This is a genomic window from Dictyoglomus sp. LHC4 (genome assembly GCF_055181355.1).
This window is the reverse complement of sequence record NZ_CM143707.1, coordinates 1,203,084-1,222,031: the sequence shown is the minus strand read 5'-3', so window position 1 is coordinate 1,222,031 and position 18,948 is coordinate 1,203,084. Positions and strand designations below refer to the sequence as shown.

General features: G+C 32.7%; 20 protein-coding genes and 8 tRNA genes. All 28 read right to left on the bottom strand.

Annotated elements, in window-relative coordinates:
- Entirely contained in the window at positions 1–558 is a 558-nt protein-coding gene (locus ACY3JO_RS06065) for a helix-hairpin-helix domain-containing protein (protein WP_463084135.1), read from the bottom strand.
- Positions 559–1,812, bottom strand: a complete 1,254-nt coding sequence (locus ACY3JO_RS06060) for a S41 family peptidase (RefSeq protein WP_463084134.1) — start codon at positions 1,810–1,812, stop codon at positions 559–561. It lies immediately after the preceding gene.
- A 28-nt stretch (positions 1,813–1,840) separates the two neighbouring features.
- Positions 1,841–2,971 carry a murein hydrolase activator EnvC family protein gene (locus tag ACY3JO_RS06055; RefSeq protein ID WP_463084133.1) on the bottom strand — a complete coding sequence of 377 codons (1,131 nt, stop codon included), beginning with the start codon at positions 2,969–2,971 and terminating at the stop codon, positions 1,841–1,843.
- Positions 2,968–3,777: a permease-like cell division protein FtsX gene (locus tag ACY3JO_RS06050; protein ID WP_463084132.1), complete on the bottom strand. Its 810-nt coding sequence runs from the start codon at positions 3,775–3,777 to the stop codon at positions 2,968–2,970. Before ACY3JO_RS06050 ends, ACY3JO_RS06055 begins: the two co-directional genes overlap by 4 nt.
- A 15-nt stretch (positions 3,778–3,792) precedes the next feature.
- Positions 3,793–4,038 carry a DUF4321 domain-containing protein gene (locus tag ACY3JO_RS06045; protein ID WP_463084131.1) on the bottom strand — a complete coding sequence of 82 codons (246 nt, stop codon included), beginning with the start codon at positions 4,036–4,038 and terminating at the stop codon, positions 3,793–3,795.
- Complete coding sequence (locus ACY3JO_RS06040) at positions 4,035–4,562, bottom strand: Gx transporter family protein (RefSeq protein ID WP_463084130.1); 528 nt, start codon at positions 4,560–4,562, stop codon at positions 4,035–4,037. Before ACY3JO_RS06040 ends, ACY3JO_RS06045 begins: the two co-directional genes overlap by 4 nt.
- On the bottom strand, positions 4,559–5,521 hold the full coding sequence (locus tag ACY3JO_RS06035; protein WP_463084129.1) for an FAD:protein FMN transferase: 963 nt from the start codon (positions 5,519–5,521) through the stop codon (positions 4,559–4,561). The genes ACY3JO_RS06040 and ACY3JO_RS06035 overlap by 4 nt, the downstream gene beginning before the upstream one ends.
- Before the next feature lie 5 nt (positions 5,522–5,526).
- Positions 5,527–6,327 (bottom strand): RnfABCDGE type electron transport complex subunit B, encoded by an 801-nt coding sequence (locus ACY3JO_RS06030; RefSeq protein ID WP_463084128.1) that lies wholly within the window; start codon positions 6,325–6,327, stop codon positions 5,527–5,529.
- A 15-nt stretch (positions 6,328–6,342) separates the two neighbouring features.
- Positions 6,343–6,930, bottom strand: a complete 588-nt coding sequence (gene rsxA, locus ACY3JO_RS06025; protein WP_463084127.1) for an electron transport complex subunit RsxA — start codon at positions 6,928–6,930, stop codon at positions 6,343–6,345.
- 4 nt (positions 6,931–6,934) lie between these two features.
- Positions 6,935–7,531, bottom strand: coding sequence for an electron transport complex subunit RsxE (gene rsxE / locus ACY3JO_RS06020; protein ID WP_463084126.1), 597 nt, complete (start codon positions 7,529–7,531; stop codon positions 6,935–6,937).
- A gap of 11 nt (positions 7,532–7,542) precedes the next feature.
- A complete protein-coding gene (locus tag ACY3JO_RS06015) occupies positions 7,543–8,079 on the bottom strand; it encodes an RnfABCDGE type electron transport complex subunit G (protein WP_463084125.1) in 537 nt (178 codons plus the stop codon).
- Positions 8,076–9,047 carry an RnfABCDGE type electron transport complex subunit D gene (locus tag ACY3JO_RS06010; protein ID WP_463084124.1) on the bottom strand — a complete coding sequence of 324 codons (972 nt, stop codon included), beginning with the start codon at positions 9,045–9,047 and terminating at the stop codon, positions 8,076–8,078. The genes ACY3JO_RS06015 and ACY3JO_RS06010 overlap by 4 nt, the downstream gene beginning before the upstream one ends.
- Positions 9,048–9,065: 18 nt before the next feature.
- The gene (gene rsxC / locus ACY3JO_RS06005) at positions 9,066–10,379 is read right to left on the bottom strand and encodes an electron transport complex subunit RsxC (protein WP_463084123.1); all 1,314 of its coding nucleotides are present in this window, start codon (positions 10,377–10,379) and stop codon (positions 9,066–9,068) included.
- 34 nt (positions 10,380–10,413) lie between these two features.
- Positions 10,414–13,056 (bottom strand): valine--tRNA ligase, encoded by a 2,643-nt coding sequence (locus ACY3JO_RS06000; protein ID WP_463084122.1) that lies wholly within the window; start codon positions 13,054–13,056, stop codon positions 10,414–10,416.
- Positions 13,057–13,068: 12 nt separating this feature from the next.
- The gene (gene clpX, locus ACY3JO_RS05995; RefSeq protein ID WP_463084121.1) at positions 13,069–14,298 is read right to left on the bottom strand and encodes an ATP-dependent Clp protease ATP-binding subunit ClpX; all 1,230 of its coding nucleotides are present in this window, start codon (positions 14,296–14,298) and stop codon (positions 13,069–13,071) included.
- A gap of 26 nt (positions 14,299–14,324) precedes the next feature.
- Positions 14,325–14,912 (bottom strand): ATP-dependent Clp endopeptidase proteolytic subunit ClpP, encoded by a 588-nt coding sequence (clpP, locus tag ACY3JO_RS05990; RefSeq protein WP_463084120.1) that lies wholly within the window; start codon positions 14,910–14,912, stop codon positions 14,325–14,327.
- Positions 14,913–14,919: 7 nt separating this feature from the next.
- Positions 14,920–16,212 carry a trigger factor gene (gene tig, locus ACY3JO_RS05985; protein ID WP_463084119.1) on the bottom strand — a complete coding sequence of 431 codons (1,293 nt, stop codon included), beginning with the start codon at positions 16,210–16,212 and terminating at the stop codon, positions 14,920–14,922.
- Positions 16,213–16,366: 154 nt separating this feature from the next.
- Positions 16,367–16,441: transfer RNA gene (locus tag ACY3JO_RS05980), tRNA-Gly, on the bottom strand.
- A gap of 17 nt (positions 16,442–16,458) precedes the next feature.
- Positions 16,459–16,542, bottom strand: a tRNA-Leu gene (locus ACY3JO_RS05975).
- 5 nt (positions 16,543–16,547) lie between these two features.
- A tRNA-Lys gene (locus ACY3JO_RS05970) sits at positions 16,548–16,623 on the bottom strand.
- A 5-nt stretch (positions 16,624–16,628) separates the two neighbouring features.
- Positions 16,629–16,705: transfer RNA gene (locus tag ACY3JO_RS05965), tRNA-Arg, on the bottom strand.
- 23 nt (positions 16,706–16,728) lie between these two features.
- Positions 16,729–16,805: transfer RNA gene (locus ACY3JO_RS05960), tRNA-His, on the bottom strand.
- Between the two features lie 30 nt (positions 16,806–16,835).
- Positions 16,836–16,912, bottom strand: a tRNA-Arg gene (locus tag ACY3JO_RS05955).
- A gap of 16 nt (positions 16,913–16,928) precedes the next feature.
- Positions 16,929–17,003 (bottom strand) — tRNA-Gly (locus tag ACY3JO_RS05950).
- Positions 17,004–17,015: 12 nt separating this feature from the next.
- Positions 17,016–17,093, bottom strand: a tRNA-Pro gene (locus ACY3JO_RS05945).
- 63 nt (positions 17,094–17,156) lie between these two features.
- Entirely contained in the window at positions 17,157–17,705 is a 549-nt protein-coding gene (yfcE, locus tag ACY3JO_RS05940) for a phosphodiesterase (protein ID WP_463084118.1), read from the bottom strand.
- 5 nt (positions 17,706–17,710) lie between these two features.
- A complete protein-coding gene (locus ACY3JO_RS05935) occupies positions 17,711–18,436 on the bottom strand; it encodes a metallophosphoesterase family protein (RefSeq protein ID WP_463084117.1) in 726 nt (241 codons plus the stop codon).
- Positions 18,437–18,438: 2 nt separating this feature from the next.
- Positions 18,439–18,945, bottom strand: coding sequence for a GerMN domain-containing protein (locus ACY3JO_RS05930; protein ID WP_463084116.1), 507 nt, complete (start codon positions 18,943–18,945; stop codon positions 18,439–18,441).
- Positions 18,946–18,948 lie beyond the last annotated feature (3 nt).

Sequence of the window (18,948 nt, the reverse complement as noted above, 5' to 3'; positions counted from 1 at the left end):
TCACCAAGTTATTTTATCTTTTAATTTTTCAAGTTTCTTTTCTCCTATTCCCTTAACATTTAATAGATCATCATAAGAAGTAAATAATCCATGTTCATTCCTATAATCAATTATTCTTTGAGCAAGGGTAGGCCCAATTCCAGGTAAAGTCTCAAGTTGTTCTTTGGAAGCAGTATTTATATTAATCTTATCATTGGTGGAAATACCAACCGAAGTTCTTAATTCTTCTTTAGAAGATGTCACTAAATTTAAGAACTGGTCTTTAGAAGGAACGTTTATTTTTGATCCATCCTTCAAATAATCTGCAAGATTAAGCTTATCTAAATCAGCAGAGGACAAGGGACCACCTGCCATATTTATAGCATCAATAACCCTTGCCCCATCTCGTAATTTATACACCCCAGGAATCTTAACTTCTCCTGCCACATGTACCACTATAAAACTATCTACATCCTTTTCTAATATTTTCTGTTCCTTTCCAAATAAGTTAAATAAGGTAAAAACAATAACTAAACATACAAAAATTATGATAATTATTTTTTCTTTTTTATCAAACATCTATTTTCTTAATACTACTTTGGTTTTATCCCTTAAAAGAGAGACATTCTTTTTCAATATTTCTATAGCTCTATTTAACTGAACATCATTATCCTTACCCACATTCTCTGGAGCCATCTCTACTAATACCTCTGGAACTATACCTTCTTTATTTATATCTCTACCTGATGGAAGTAAATATTTTTCTGTAGTTATTTTAACAGCTGATCCATCTGAAAGAGTGAAAATTGTTTGAACTACTCCTTTACCAAAAGTTTTCTCTCCTACTAATATACCTTTATTATAGTCATTTATAGCTCCTGACAAAATCTCAGATGCACTTGCAGAATACCTATTAACAAGAACTATTAAAGGCTTATTCCATTTATATATTCCTTTTACTACTTTCTCTCCATATAATCTTTTATCCCTATCCTGTCTATAAACAATTATACCTTTTGTATCAAATGTTCTAGATGTATTATTATCTTTAATAATAGTTTTTACTTGATCATTTTCAGAAATAAAGAAACTTGCTATAGTAACTGCAGCTTTTAAATCTCCTCCAGGGTTATTTCTAAGATCTAATATTACTCCGTTTACTTTCTTCTCCAATGCTCTAAATGCATCAGATAATTTTTGAGGTGAGTTTTGAGTAAATTCATAAAATCTTATATAACCAATATTATTATCTAAAACCTTATATTCCACAACAGGCACTTCTATAAGTGCTCTCTTCAAAACAAACTCATAATATTTCTTCTCTGATTCTCTGTATATTTTTATTTTTACCTCTTTACCTATCTCCCCTCTAATCATAGAAACTACAAGATCTAAAGGTTTATCAACCACACTTTGCCCATCCACTTCTACTATCTGATCTCCAGGTTTTATACCTGCCTTGAAAGCTGGTGTTCCTTCTATAGGTGATACAACTAAAATTTTTCCGTCTTTAGACTCGAGCCTCATTCCAACCCCACCAAAAGAACCCTGCATATCCTCTGTAAAGGTCTTAAAAGCCTTTGGATCAAAAAATTCGGTATATGGATCATCTAAAGCCTTTAAATATCCTCTTATTGCTTCATACTCTAATTTCTTATTATCTAAATTTTTCTCAATATATGCATTTCTTACATAATAAACAGTTTCAATAAAAACTCTAATACTTGTAATAATGTCATCAATGGAATCCTTAGCTATATTTAATTTTGGGATTAAAAATACTACTATTAAAGCAATGAAAGCAAGTATTAAAATTCTCTTTTTAAATCTCATTCTTTCCTCCTTTATTTATAACTTTCTATTATTTTAACCAATTCATTGGATCTACAGGTTCACCATTTACTCTCACCTCAAAATGTAAGTGGGGACCTGTACTTAAACCTGTACTTCCTACATATCCAATTATATCACCTTCAGAAATTTCTTCTCCAGATCTTACAGCTATTCTTGATAAATGTCCATAAACAGTAGATATGTTACCCCCATGATCTATTATTATCATATTTCCATATCCGCCATACCATCCTGCAAAAATAACTCTACCAGAAGCTACCGCTCTTATAGGTGTTCCATAATCTGCTGAAATATCTATACCAGTATGGAAAAGAGGAGCCCCTCCAAGTATAGGATGTCTTCTCATACCAAATCCAGAAGTAACACTCCCAATAACAGGCCAAGAGAGGTATCCTTTTTTAGCTTTTTGAATTTTTGAAGATGCCAATCTCTTTATCAAATTCTCAATCTCCTTTGACTCTCGCTCTAAGGTTGCAATTACTTGTTGCTGATACCTTTTCTGCTCTCTAATTTTCTGAAGAAAGGTTTCTCTTTCTCTCTTCTTTGCTTCTATATATCCTTTTCTTTCTGATATATCCTTCACTAAAAGTTCAACTTTCCTTTTTTCAGCCTCCCATTCTTTTTTCTTCTTATCTATATCTTTGCATTGTTTATCAATACTTTGTAATCTATTTACTTCTCTTTTCATTAATATCTTCAAATAATATGGAACAGCAACAGAAGCAAATACATCCTGTGTAAAAATGATATCTAAATATATCTTAGGTTGTATAGTCTTAAAAATATCACCTAAGGATTCTTTGTAGTTTAAACTTCTATATCTCAAATTTCTTTGCATTATACTTAATTGTGTTGATAATACCACCAATTTTGCTTGAGTTTCTCTAAGTTTCGTTTCCGCTATACTAAGATCTCTTTCTGCTTTATCAAGATCCATATCAATCTTGCTTATTTCTTGAACAATATTCAATTCCTTCTTTTCTAAATTTTTAACTTGCATCTTTAAACTATTTATTTGCTCTCTTTTTTTCTGCAATTCCTTTTGTTTTTGAACTATGGTATTATCTACGTTACCCCATGTAAATATGGGTACTAATAATAGTGATAGAAAAATTATTATTGCAATTATCCTTCTCATCTAAGTCTCTGAAAGCTTATCAAGGCAGAAGTAAAACTAATAATTACGTTAGAGATTACAAAATAAAAAGTCCATATCAAGATGTGTTTTAAATCAAATACATAAGAAAAATAAGGAAGTATTGTTGATATATGGTCTTTAAAAATGTTCCCCAAGAAACTTATAGAAGCCAATGCAGAAAAAAAGGAAATTGTTGTTATTATTATATTCTCAATTATTTGAGACGGTACTGAAAATATGGGATAAGCAAGATGAGTATGAGTAAGTAATTCGACAGACAATAAAAGAAAAGACAAACTACCTAAGTATGTAAAAATCTTTTTAATGATCTCCACTAAGCCCTGCAAATTATACCATTGAGTAACCATTTCCTCAGGATATCTTACATCTTCAACAATGTTGTAATTAAGAAGATATCTTATAATATCAGGTATATTTTCTAATAAAGATGGGGTTATTTCGATAGTTTTAGGCAAAGAATCAGGTGATCCCCAAGCAAAAATATCATTCTCTCTTCCTACAACTTCCTTTAGCTTTTCCCAGGCCTCCTTCTGGGTTATATAAGTTGCTTCCTTGAAATGAAAATTAGATTTTAAATCTGTCAATAATTTAACTATATCAGAATCAGAAGTTTTTGGATTTACAAAAGCATAAATTTTTATCTTCTCTGCCCAAAGATTTAGAGATCCATTCATAGAAGTAATAAAAATAATCAAAAACAATAAAAGTATATAGAGTATAAAAAACCCTATAAAGACAAAAAAACCTTTGTTTTTTAACCCCTCTATAAAATCCCTACTACCCATAGTTAAATTATAACTCTAAATATTATAAAAAAGCAACACAATTAATACTCCTAAAGCTCCACCTAAATTAATTTTTAAATCAAATCCTAATGTGAAAGTAAAAAAATACATGTTAAGGGTAACTGGGGAAAAGCCAATATTTAATCCCTTCTTTAAAAGTTCTAACTTATCTCCAAATGTCTCAGCAATAACTCCACCCACAATTAGTCCCAGAACAATAAGAAAGATTAGAAGTTTTGTAGATATTTTATTTCTTCTCATAGGTCACCCCCTAAATAGTTTTTAATATATTTTATTAGATACCCACCCACTATTCCATTAAAAAGACCTGCTAAAAACCCAAAAATGATAAGGAATGGGGCATAGTAAAAAATACCCTTATGAAAAACGAAAAAGGCAACTATAAAAAGTTGGGTCATATTATGAATAATTGCTCCTATGATGCTATTATTTATAACACTTATTGAGGTTTTTGAAAAGAAACCCATAAAAAGATTACTTATCAATCCGCCAAAAAACCCTAAATAAAAAGAGATATCTAAAAATCTTCCCATAATTACATTCACTATTATAACTCTAAGTACAGTCATAATTATAGCTTCTTTTATACCTACAGTATAAATAGCAACTAAGGAAACTAAATTCGCAATTCCAACTTTTCCACCTGGTAGAAAAAGAAAAGGAGAGATAAAAATACTTTCAAAATAATAGAGAACACAAGCTAAGGATATCATTAAACCTAAGGTAGTAATATAAACAACTTTATTTTCCTTTATCCTTTTCACTTTTTACTCTCCACTTCAAATTCCAGATTAGGAGAATACCATACATTTAAATTTGGAAAAACAATAACTAAGCCCAAGTAAGAAAATTTTTCTTTCCATAAAGATATGGTATCTTTACCTAAAACAAAAAAAGCTGTTGATAGAGCATCAGCTTCTGTTCCACTTTTACTTATCACACTAACACTTATAACAGAGTTTGATGGATATCCATTTTTAGGATTAATTATATGACAATATCTCTCATTGTCTTTAATAAAAAATCTTTCATAATCTCCAGAAGTAGAAACAGAACCTTCTTTTATCCATACTTTTCCAATAAAACCTTGATCTTTACGGGGATGCTTGATACTTACTTCCCAAAGAATTCCTTTTTGAGGTCTTCCATAAACTCCAACTTGTCCTCCAAAATTCAAAACAGCCCTATCTATAGAATATTTTCTCAAAACTTCAAATATTTTATCCATTAAATATCCTTTAGCAATACCCCCCAAATCTATTTCCATTCCCTTTTCTATCATAACTCTGTTTCCTCTTATATGAATTTTTCTATAATCCACATATTGAAGTTTATCTTCAATCTCTTTTTTGTCAGGAACTCTGTAACTCTTATCATAAAATCCCCAAATCTTCATGAGAGGAGCTATCGTTGGATCAAAATAACCATTCGTGATTTGAGCAAAATATTTAGCCTTTTTGATAATGTCTACAATGTCATAAGAAATTTCAACATAATTTCCAGCATTTTTATTGATCTTACTTATTTCACTATATGGGTTGAACCTGTCAATTTTTTTACTCAAATTTTCTATTAATGCCCAAGATTCATTAAGAGCTCTATCACTGTCTTTTCCCCAGATTCTTATATCAACAAAAGTATCCATTAAAATACCAATATGAGATGCTTCCCTATTCTCTTGATAACTTCTAACCAAGAAAATGGTGAAAATTAATATAGACAATATAATTAACGCTTTAATAATATAAGAGCCTTTGTTGGACATTTTTCTACACAGATTCCACAACCATCACAAATGTAATAATTTATAACTGGAAATCTACCATCCATCTTAATTGCTCCTTTAGGGCATACCTTTTCACAAATACTACATCCAATACATGCATGAGAACATACCTTTCTTGCATCAGGTCCTGGAAGTTCTGTTCTACAACCAAGAAGTAAAGGGATATTAACAGGTAATAAAGTTAAAATACCTCTTGGACATGCTTTCACACACAAACCACATCCAGTACATTTATTCACATCAATTTTAGGTAGAGTATCATCTCCCATATGTACAGCATCAAAAGGACAAGCTCTAACACAATCACCATATCCTAAACATCCAGTAGGACAACCCTTATAACCTCCTTGAACCAAATTTGCCGCTTTACATGTTTCTACTCCTTTATATATAAACCTTTCCTGAGCAATTCCTTTGCCTCCTTGACATGTAAGGAAAGATACCTGTTTCACAAGACTAACTTCTTCGTTAGCTTCCATAATTTCTGCAATTTCTTTCGCTACTTTATCCCCTCCTACAATACAAGCAGTAATAGGTGCTCTACCCTCTAAAATCGCTACAGCACAAGCCTCACAACCTGTATAACCACATGCACCACAATTTCCCCCCGGTAAAACCGACATAATCTGAGAAATACGAGGATCAACCTCTACCTTAAATCTCTCACCTGCTACTGCTAAACCTAAGCCAAAAAGAAAACCAATCCCTCCTAATACTAAGATTGATATTATTATTAATTCCATATCATTTCCTCCTTTTTAGTGGGCAAGTCCTTGGAATCCAAGAAAAATTAATGCCAATAGACCAGCTGTTATAAAAACGATAGGATATCCTTGCCAAAATTTAGGTATATCTGAAAAAGATAACCTTTCTCTTATGGTTGCAAGAAGTGCTAAGGCAATTGTAAAACCAAAAGAGACACCCAATGAATAAATGATAGATTCAATAAGATTATGCTGATAGTTTATATTTAAAAGCGTAACACCTAATATAGCACAATTTGTAGTTATTAATGGTAAATAGATACCCATAGCCTTATAAAGAGATGGAGAAGTCTTTTTTATAAACATCTCCACAAGTTGTACTAAAACTGCAATCACTAATATAAAAGATATGGTTTTTAGAAAAATTAAATTAAAGGGAATGAGAATATAATAATAGATGAAAAATGTAACCACCGATGCCATGGTCATAACAAAAGCTACAGCAACACCCATGCCTATAGATGTTTCAAGAAAAGAACTCATGCCTACAAAAGGACATAAAGCCAAAAATCTCATAAAAACAATATTATTGATAAGAGAAGCAGATAGAAAAAGAAGAAATAGTTTTCCAATATATCCCATGTTGTTACCTCCTAATTTTACTATCTATCCATTTCAATATTCCTATCAATAATCCTATTCCCCAAAAAGCTCCAGGAGGCATTATAAAAACCTTAGCTGGCTGAAAATTTGGAATAATATTTATATTCCAAAGAGTTCCTGATCCCAAGAATTCTCTTATAGCTCCTAAGGCTACTATAGCCCATATATAACCTATACTTATTCCTATACCGTCAGCAATAGATTCCATTACCGAATGTTTATAAGCAAAAGCCTCAGCTCTACCAATTATTATGCAATTTACCACAATTAATGGAATAAAAATACCTAAAGCCTTATAAAGTTCTGGAAAATAAGCAGATATAACAAGATCAACAATGGTAGTAAAAGTACCAATAACCACAATAAAAATAGGTATTCTTATGTCATGAGGTGTAAATTTTCTTAAAAGAGATACAAATAAATTAGAAAAAACCATAACAAAGGTAAAAGCAAGACCCATTCCAATCGCATTTTGTAAACTAATAGAAACAGCAAGTACAGAACACAGACCTATCATTAATATCAAAACAGGATTTTCCTTAAAAATACCATTTTTTATATATATCCATAGCTTTTTCATTTTTCTTCCCCCTAAAAGTTTTTGTGTTTCAGAACCTCATTTATAGCTCTCACAATTGCAGAAGAAGAGATAGTTGCTCCTGATACAGGAGTAACATTCTTTTTTACTTCTAAATTTGGGGTATCTCTTCCTATAAACTGATTTAAAAAACTGTCCTTAACAATTTCAGTCCCAAGGCCTGGTGTTTCTTGTTGAGAAAGTATAGTTATTTGAGAAATTTTACCTTCCTTATTCGTACCAATGATCATCAATATATCACTACTATAACCCTTTGATGTCACTTCCCAAACAGCTCCAGTTTTTTCATTTCCTTTATAAGCAATATACACTTCGGTTATTTTTACTAAATTACTATCAGATTTTGGAGGATTCTCAACATTTTTGAAATCTGTTGCCTCTGGAATTATTTCCTTTAAAATTCTCTCTTTTTCTTTTTTCCTATTGCTCTCAATTACTTTCTGAGTGTTTTCATATGTAAAAGCTAAAACACCAGCTGATATACTACATACCAAAAAAAGGATTAATCCATATCTTAATATCTGTTTCATTTTCTCACCTCTCCATATTTGCGAGGTCTTAAGGTTCTATCTATAAGAGGAGTCAAAGCATTCATAACAAGAATTCCATAAGATACTCCTTCTGGATAAATACCAAATAATCTTATAATCATTGTAAAGAAACCTGCTCCTATTCCAAAAATAATTTTACCTTTTGTTGTAAGAGGGGTTGTTACCCAATCAGTAGCCATAAAGAAAGCGCCTAAAAAAAGTCCTCCAGCCAATATTTGAAAAATAGGGTCTTTCCCGAATAAAAGTGAAATTATAATAACCGTTGAAATATATGAAAGTGGTATTCTCCAATCCACTATTTCTTTATAAATAAGGTAAAGACCACCTAAAAGCAATAATAAGGCAGAAGTTTCTCCTATACATCCTGGAATATCACCAATAAAAAGATGTAAATATGATGGTATTTGGTAACCAGTAAGTTTAAGTTTTTCTATAGCAAGAGGGGTTGCAGTAGAAGTAAGGGGGGATGCTTGTGAAACCATGCCTCCAACTTTATGAATAGGTTTCATCCATGAGGTCATTATTTGAGGATAAGAAGAAAGGAGAAAGGCTCTTCCAACTAAAGCAGGATTTAAAAAATTATCACCCAATCCTCCAAAAACCTGCTTTCCAAGAAGAATAGCTGCGCCAGATCCCACTATAGGAATCCATAATGGAACCTTAGGAGGTAAAGTAAGGGCAAGAAGAAGCCCTGTAACTACAGCACTAAAATCTAAAAGTATATTTAATGGCTTTTTCCTCAAAATAAGAGCAAAAGCTTCCCATAAAACTGCTGAAATTATACTTACTAATATAACCAATAAAGAATACAAACCAAAAAAATAAACACCTGCAAGAGTAGCAGGTATTAGTGCATAAATTACTTGCCTCATTGCATATGAAACATCTTCTTTAACAAAAATATGAGGCGATGAAGTAACTATTAATTTATCCACATCTGACTTCATAAATGGTTATGCCTCCTTTTACTTTCTTTTCTTTGCCAAGATATCCGTTTTACCTACTCTTATCCATTGAAGGAGGGGTCTTCTGGAAGGACATATATAATTACAAGAACCACATTCTATACAATCTAATATACCTAACTCCTCCGCCTCTATTAGTTTACCTTTTCTTACATATTTAGCTAATATAGTAGGCATTAATCCCATAGGACAAATATCGATACATCTTCCACATCTTACACATTCCACAGGCTCATAATATTTTGTTTCCTTCTCAGAAAAAACAACCACACCTGATGTACCTTTAATAACTGGTGTATCCATATCATAAATTGCTATACCCATCATAGGTCCACCAAATATAATCTTTCCTGGCTTTTCTCTAAATCCTCCTGCAGCCTCAATAAGTTTTGATACAGGAGTACCTATCAAAACCTCTAAATTTTTAGGAGAATTAATATTCTCACCTGTAACTGTTACTCCACGAGAAATTAAAGGAAGACCTGTTTTAAAATGTTCAGCGATAGCTACTGCTGTTCCCACGTTATTAACAACTACCCCTACATCTAAAGGAAGACCTCCCGAAGGAACTTCTCTATCTAAAATAGCCTTTATAAGATGCTTTTCAGAACCTTGAGGATATTTCGTGGGTAAAATAGCAATTTCTATATCCCTATCTATATATTTTCTCAAAACTTCCGCTGCATCCTTCTTGTTATTCTCAATACCAATAATTCCCTTCTTAACTCCTAATACATACATCAATATCCTCAATCCTTCTATAATTTGTTGAGGTTTCTCTAACATAAGCCTATAGTCTATAGTCAAGTACGGCTCACACTCTGCTCCATTGAGAATAACCGTATCTATCTTTTTCTCTGGTGGAGGTGACATCTTCACATGGGTAGGAAAAGCAGCACCTCCGAGTCCAACAATACCAGCCTCTCTAATTCTCTTTTTAATCTCGTCAGGCGAAAGATTTTGCCATGATAAATCTTTGGGAATATCCGGAAAAATCTCTTCCTTTCCATCTGGCTCTATCTCAATACCCAAAACATTTCTTCCATTGGGATGAGGAAAAAGTGCAATTCTTTTTACAGTTCCTGAAGTTGGAGCATGAATAGGAGCTGTAACAAAAGCCTGCGCATCTCCAATTTTTTGTCCTTTAAATACATGGTCTTTAGCTTTAACAAGAGGGATTGTAGGAGCTCCTGTATGCTGAATTGTAAGAATAATTAATCTTTCAGGGAGAGGAATTTTTGTTATTGGTACATCCTTTGATAATTCCTTTTTTTCAGGGGGATGTACACCACCTTTAAAGCCATATATTTTCATAATAACCTCCCTGTTTATTTTTTAAACTACTTAACTACTCTAATGTATTAAAACTTTCTTCTAAGCTCCTTATCTTCTTATTAATACTTTCTAATTTCTCTTTCTCCTTTTTTACCACATTTTCTGGGGCTTTTCTTAGAAACTCCTCGTTAGAAAGTCTTTCTTCAATTTTCTTCTTTAAATTTAATGCTTCCTCTAATTCTTTCTTTATTCTTTCTTTTTCTTTTGTTATATCAATTAAACCCTTTAGATTTACATATAAATCAACATCTTCTAAGACTTTATGTACTACATTTTTAATATCTTTCTTTTCATCAACTTTATTAATTTTTGCTTTTGCAAGCGTAGCAAAATATCCAGAATTACCGAGAAGTAAAATCTCCTTATCTTTATCAAGAGTGTAAAAATCTACTTTTATAACATCAGAGGGAGAGATATTGAATTCAGATCTAATTGCTCGAATTGTTCTAATTGACTCCATAATAAATTCCATTTCCTTTTCTGCTTTTTCATCAATAAAGGTATCATCAGAGATAGGCCAAGATGATATCATTATACTTTCGCTGTTTTCTGGCAGTTTATGCCAAATCTCTTCGGTAATAAAAGGCATTACAGGATGAAGAAGTTTCAGATTATCACTTAACACCTTCCAAAGAATAGTTTGAGAAACTAACCTACTTTCTGGATTCTCTTTTTGAGATAGTCTGGGTTTTACCACCTCAATATACCAGTCACAAAATTCATTCCAAAAGAAATTATATATAGTTTTTACATATTCACTAAATCTATAATTCTCTAAATGATCTGTTACCTCTTTAATCTCTTTTTGAAGCCTGCTCAATATCCATTTATCTGATAAGGATAAGAGATGGTATTCTAATTTTACTTCTGAATATTTTCTATCTTCCAAATTTGATATTACAAATCTGGAAGCATTCCATATTTTATTAGTAAAATTTCTTGTGTTTTCAAAATTCTCTTCATGAAACCTCAAATCTTGCATTTCAGTACATTGAATAGCAAGGCCAAATCTTGTAACATCTGCACCATATTTATTAATTAAATCCAAGGGATCTACACCTGTTCCTTTCGATTTACTCATACGTTTTCCTTCTCTTGTGAGTACTGTTGGATGAACATATACATGGTAGAAAGGCACATCCTTTTTAAACTCAAGCCCCATCATAATCATTCGGGCAACCCAAAGATTAATAATATCTCTCGCTGTACTCAGTACAGAGGTAGGATAGAAATATTTAAGATCTTCTGTATCTTCTGGCCATCCTAAAGCACCAAGAGGCCATAAAGCAGAACTAAACCATGTATCTAATACATCATCATCTTGTTTTAGATTAGATGAACCACAATTCTCACATTTATCAGGAGATTTTTCAGCCACATTTATATGGCCACAATCATTACAATACCAAGCGGGAATTCTATGCCCCCACCATAACTGTCTTGATAAACACCAATCTCTAATGTTATACACCCAATCAAAGTAAACTTTCTTCCATCTATCAGGAATAAATTTCACTTTACCTTCCTCGACTGCTAATATGGCAGGATTTGCTAAATTATCCATTTTCATAAACCATTGTTTAGATATCATAGGTTCTATGGGAGTACTACATCTATCACAAGTGGCAATATCATGAACATATACTTCTTTCTTTAAAAGAAATCCTTCTTTTTCCAGATCTTCCTCTATTTTCTTTCTACATTCTAAAACACTAAGTCCTTTATACTTACCAGCATTCTCATTCATAAATCCTTTTTCATCAATCACAGATATGAAATCCAAATTATGTTTTTTACCTATCTCAAAATCATCAGCATCATGAGCTGGAGTAACCTTTAAAGAACCAGTGCCAAAGTTAGGATCTACTGTCTCATCACCAATAATAGGAATTACTTTCCCTACTAATGGTAGAATAACTTTTTTCCCAATAAGATTCTTATATCTCTCATCTTCTGGGTTAACAGCTACAGCAGTATCACCTAACATGGTTTCAGGTCTTGCAGTTGCTATAACTATATAACCTTCTTCATCATAGAAAGGATATTTTATGTACCATAAATAGGAGGACTCTTCTATATATCTGACTTCTAAATCAGAGATAGCTGTTCTACAACGGGGACACCAATTTATTATTCTTTCTCCTCTATATATATATCCCTTTTTATAAAGCTCAACAAAAGCCTTAATTACAGCTTTTGAATATACTTCATCCATGGTAAATCTAAATCTTTTCCAATCACATGAAACCCCAAGTTTCTTTAACTGCTCTACAATAGTATTTCCATATTTTTCCTTCCAGTTCCATACTTTTTCCAAAAATTTTTCTCTGCCTAAATCCCATCTGCTTTTTCCCTCTTTTAAAAGTTCTCTTTCTACTACCATTTGGGTTGCAATGCCTGCATGATCAGTGCCTGGAATCCATAATGCATTATAACCTTGCATTCTTCTCCATCTAATCAAGATATCCTGAATAGTCGCGTTTAAAGCATGGCCTAAATGTAAAGAACCTGTAATATTTGGGGGTGGCAACACTATACAGAAGGGTTCTTTTGAATCATCTACTTCTGCATGAAAATAATCCTTATCTAGCCAATAATCATACCATTTTTTCTCCACATCCAAAAAGGAATAAACAGAAGCCATCTCCTCTTTCATAAAATAAACCCCCTAACCTGCCATCTTTTTTAATTTTTCTATAGATAATTTTCCACGATTATAAACTAATTCTGGTGTGATGACAAATTTTTTGATTCCTAAAGATGGTAGCTCATACATAAGTTCTAACATAAGTTCTTCCATTACAGCTCTTAATCCTCTTGCACCTGTAGCCTTTTCTTGTGCTTCTTTAACTATAGCTCTTAATGCATCCTCTGTAAAATCTAATTCTACCCCTTCTAAAGCCAATAATGCCTTATATTGTTTAACAAGAGCATTTTTAGGTTCTACTAATATCTTCATAAGGGCTTCCTCACTAAGAGGTTCTAAAACTGCTACAACAGGAAATCTTCCAACAAATTCAGGAATCATTCCAAATTTTATAAGATCTTCTGGAATGATATTTGAGAGGATTTGACTTAAACTTTTTCTATTTTTAGGTTCTATCTGTGCACCAAATCCGATACTTGATAAATCAAGTCTTTTTTCTACTATTTTTTCTATTCCTTCAAAAGAGCCACCCGCAATAAACAAAATATCTTTTGTGTTTATCTGAATAAACTCCTGATAAGGATGTTTTCTCCCACCTTGTGGGGGTACATTAGCTATAGTTCCCTCAACAATTCTTAATAAAGCTTGTTGAACTCCCTCCCCAGAAACATCTCTTGTAATAGATGGATTTTCAGATTTTCTCGATATCTTATCTATCTCATCAATGTAAACTATTCCTTTTTCTGCTCTTTTAACATCCCAATCTGCATTTTGAATGAGTCTTAAAAGAATATTCTCAACATCTTCTCCCACATAGCCAGCCTCAGTGAGTGTAGTAGCATCTGCTATAGCAAAAGGTACCTTTAAGAATTTTGCAAGAGTTTCTGCAAGAAGAGTCTTACCTACACCAGTTGGTCCAATTAGAAGTATATTACTTTTCTGAATTTCTACATCCTCTTTTAATTTATCTCTCATAAATATTCTCTTATAATGATTATAAACTGCTACTGATAATATTTTTTTTGCTTTCTCTTGCCCTATAACATATTGATCTAAGAAAGATTTAATATCGGATGGTTTTGGAAGTTCAAAGTTATCATAAGTATCGTCTTTTTTATTCTCTTCTTCCAATATTTTATAAGCTATTGATATACATTCATCACAAATATAAACTCCTGGTCCTGCAATAAGTTTTTTAACCTCTTTTTGACTCTTTCCACAAAAGGAACAATGAAGCTCTCTATTTCCCATAAATTGATATCTCCTTTATCTATGATTTAGCCTTTTTTACTTTCTAATACTTCATCAACAACACCATACTCTTTTGCCTCATAAGCAGACATGAAGAAATCTCTGTCAGTATCTTTTTCGATCTTCTCTATAGGTTGTCCTGTATGATATGACAATATTTCATTTAATATCCTCTTTATTTTAAGGATTTCTCTTGTATGAATTTCTATATCTGCAGCAGGGCCATATGCACTACCCAGTGGTTGATGTATCATTACTCTTGAATGAGGTAAAGCATATCTTTTACCTTTGTCTCCTGCACTTAAAAGGATAGCAGCCATACTTGCTGCCTGACCTACACATACAGTGGCTATTTTAGGCTTTATATGTCTCATAGTATCATAAATAGCAAGTCCTGCTGAAACTTCACCACCAGGAGAATTTATATAAAGATAAATATCCTTTTCAGGATCTTCAGATTCCAAAAACAAAAGTTGCGCAATTATAAGATTTGCCACATCATCATTTATAGCTGTACCTAAAAAAACAATCCTACTTTTCAAAAGCCTTGAATAAATATCATATGCTCTTTCCCCTCTTGGGGTCTGTTCTATAACAATAGGTACTAATGTCATAATAGATCTATTCCTCCTCTATTAAGTTTTGTTCTAATAAAAATTTCTTAACTTTTTCTCTAATAAGATTTCTTCTTAGAGTATTTATTAAATCTCCTTTCTCAATTTCTTTTTTAATCTCTTCGTAATCTCTACCTTCACTATCAGCAATCTCTCTTATAGAATCTTCTATCTCTTGATCAGAAACAGAAATATTTTCAACTTCCGCTATCTTTTCAAGAATCATCTCCATCCGTATTCTATTCTTTGCATCCTCTATGACATTTCTAATAAACTCATCTTTTGTTATTCCCTTCTCATTAAGATAATCATCTAAGCTCATTCCTCTTTTTGCAAGATCATTAACGAATTCTCTAAAAATATTTTCTGCAAGATACTGTACATAACTTAAAGGAGGGTCAAGTTCTGTATTTTCCAATATTTTGCTCATAATCTCAGAGAAAGCTTTGTCCTCAGACCTTCTTTCTCTTTCTTCCTTTATGCTTTCTCTTACTTTCTCTCTAAACTCTTCAAAAGACTGTACACCAACCTTTTGAAGAAAAGTTTCTTGATCAAGCCTTTCATATCTCCAAATCTTATTAACCCTCCATTTTAATTTTAAAGTTTGACCTGATAAATCTTTTTCATAAAAACCCTCATGAAAAGTTATCTCAAATTCCTTTTCTTCTCCTGGTTTCATTCCCAATATCTTATCTTCTAGTTCTGGAAACACTTTTCCATTTAATGTAAACCACATCGGGGGAAGCTGGGAACTATCTTCTTTAATTCTTTCTAAATAGACCACATCACCTTTCTCAACTTGTCCTTCCTCTACAGGATTTAATTTACTAAGTTGTAATTCTATCTGTTCTATAACCCTATTAATTTCTTCCTCAGTAACTTCTACTTTTTCTTTTCTGATATTTAAACCTTTATAGCTTCCAAGCTTAAATTCTGGTGGCACTTCTAGCACAAAAGAGAATTTTAAATTTTCATCTTCTTTCCAAGAATCAGGAATATCAAAATAAGGATCTCGAAGAGGTGTAACATTTTCTTTATTTAAAAACCATTCCAAGGTTTCTCTCGCAACTATTTTTATTGCTTCACTTTCAAAGGTCTCATTTCCAAGGTATCTTTCCAAAATAGGACGAGGAGTATAACCTTTTCTAAAACCAGGTACTTGAATTCTTTTAACCAAAGATTTATATGCTTTTTCAAGGCTTTTCTTCCTCTCCGATTGATTTATTTCTACATTCACTTTTACTCTGCTTCCTTCAAGCTTTTCTACATCATATTTAATGTTGGTCTCATTAATTGTCATTACATTACCTCCTATCTGTTAAAATAGCATTATTTTATATTAAATACCAAAGCTATATTATATCATCATAAAAAATACTATTAAAGAAGAAAAATAAAAAAGAGTTTATTAAATTTGCGTAAAAAATGTTTGCATTGGGTATATTATACAAATTTGGAGCGGGAGACGGGATTTGAACCCGCGGCCTTCTCCTTGGCAAGGAGACGCTCTACCCCTGAGCTACTCCCGCTCATCAACTTATCTCTTTGGTGCGAGGGGTGGGATTTGAACCCACACGGGAAATCCCACTAGATCCTAAGTCTAGCGCGTCTGCCATTCCGCCACCCTCGCACAACTGGTGAGCCGTGCAGGAGTCGAACCTGCAACCCCCTGATTAAGAGTCAGGTGCTCTGCCAGTTGAGCTAACGGCCCGCGAATGGCGCGCCCGGAGGGAATCGAACCCCCGACCCACGGATTAGAAGTCCGTTGCTCTGTCCTACTGAGCTACGGGCGCTTTTTATATATTATTATATATTATGGGGTGAACGGCGGGACTTGAACCCGCGACCACTGGGGCCACAACCCAGCGCTCTACCATCCTGAGCTACGTTCACCATCATTCACATTTTTTGACCTACTCTTACTGGCGCGCCCAGGAGGACTTGAACCCCCGACCCGCAGATTCGAAGTCTGCCGCTCCGTCCACCTGAGCTATGGGCGCAAGAGCCCATCAAATTTGGAGCGGGAGACGGGATTTGAACCCGCGGCCCTCAGCTTGGAAGGCTGATGCTCTACCCCTGAGCTACTCCCGCTCTTTTATTATATGGTCGGGGCAGCTGGACTTGAACCAGCGACCTCCTGGTCCCAAACCAGGCGCGCTAAACCAACTGCGCCATGCCCCGACTGCTAAATAAATATTATAAAAAATTGTCTTTAAAGTCAAGAGTTAACATGTAATTATATTATCACTTAGTCAATTTCAAACTAAAAATCTCTTTTTTGCTTATTATGTCTATAATCGAAACTTTCTCTCCATTAAGAAAAGCCACAGATTTATATTCTGTCTTTGGTAAAGCAGGACTTCCAGGATTAAGTATTATTCTTTTATCTCTTTCTTTAAGAACTGGGGTGTGGATATGTCCAAATATTAAAAGATCTACATCAAAAAGTTCTGCAAGATTAAAAAGATCATCTTCATTTTTATTTTCTCCATGAGTAACAAAAATCTTCAAAGGATTTACATATAACAGAAGATAAGGAGAAGAAATAGGAAATTTTATAACTAATTGATCCACATCAGCATCACAATTACCCTTTGAAAAAAAGAAAGGTTTTGAGTTATTTATAAGTTCAGCAAGCTTGCTAGGATTATATCCTGCAGGTAGTGGATTTCTTGGACCATGATAAAGAACATCTCCAGCATGTATAACGAAATCTGCTTCTGACAAAAAATCATTTACATACTCCCAAAAACTTGTATCACCATGAGTATCACTCATAATAAGTACTTTCAAATTAATCACCTCCCATATTGGAGCCTTTCCCAAAGCTGTTTAGGAAAGCCCAAGAGTTTCATATAATTTTGTATTTTTCCTATATCATATTCAACTCTCTTAAATTTTAAAATTTTTTTATCAACATCATATATAACAAAACCTGCTCTCCAATTACCATCTCGAGGTTGACCTACACTACCAGGATTTATTAAATATTTACTATTTTTCTGTAACTTTAATTCTCCTCCTTCGCTAAAATTTACATAGTATATTTCTTTATCCGAATATACAAAAACCCCAGCCAAATGAGAATGTCCAAAGAAACAAATATTCTCATCCATAATCTCAAAATTGGCCAATACTGAATAATAATTTATTAAATATTCATCAAGAGGTTCTCTGATGCTTCCATGAACTAAACAAAAATTATTGTTTTCAATAATAAGAGGAAGCTTTTTCAATTTTTCAATATTCTCCCAACTTAATCTTTCTTTTGTCCAATCTATTGCAAATTGAGCATAAGGATTAAAATCGTCATAGGTTCTCAAATCAACTACTGCAGCATCATGATTACCTAATACAGAATAACCAAATTTATTTAAATATTCCATACACTCATTGGGATATGGACCATAGCCTACTATGTCTCCCAAAAAATATATTTCATCTACTTCTTTCTCAAGTTCACTGTAGACCTTTTCTAATGCAGGCAAATTAGCATGAATATCTGAAATAATCCCAATTTTCATTTTTATTTAACCAATGAAAGATCCCTTTCTAAAGGAGAGGTTAAATCCATATGTCCCACTAAGGTCTCTACCACAGCACCACTTATTAAAATTTGAACCTTTTTAATTTCTGGAAACTCTGTAAGCGTATCTACAATGCTATAAACAGTTAACATCTCTCCCAAACTTCCACCAGGATGGTTCTTCCTTAATTCATCGGAAAAGTCTATATAAGCTATATTGTTTTTGACAGATATATTAAGAATTTTTGTCCCTTTTGGTATAGGTAGATGATATATATTATTGTCAGAATAAGAAATAAGATTATTGATTGCTTCTTTATATGTTTTTTCCTTTATAAAATATTTTTCAAGTTTGGTCAACTTAATATTTATATCCTTGCTTTCTAAGGCCTGTTTCTGAGGATTGTAAACATATAACCTTATAGAAATATCTTCTTTAGTGAGAAGAAAAGCCAAAGTCCCTATTATTAGAGCTATAAATAAAATAATTAATATTCTTTTTGTCACCTT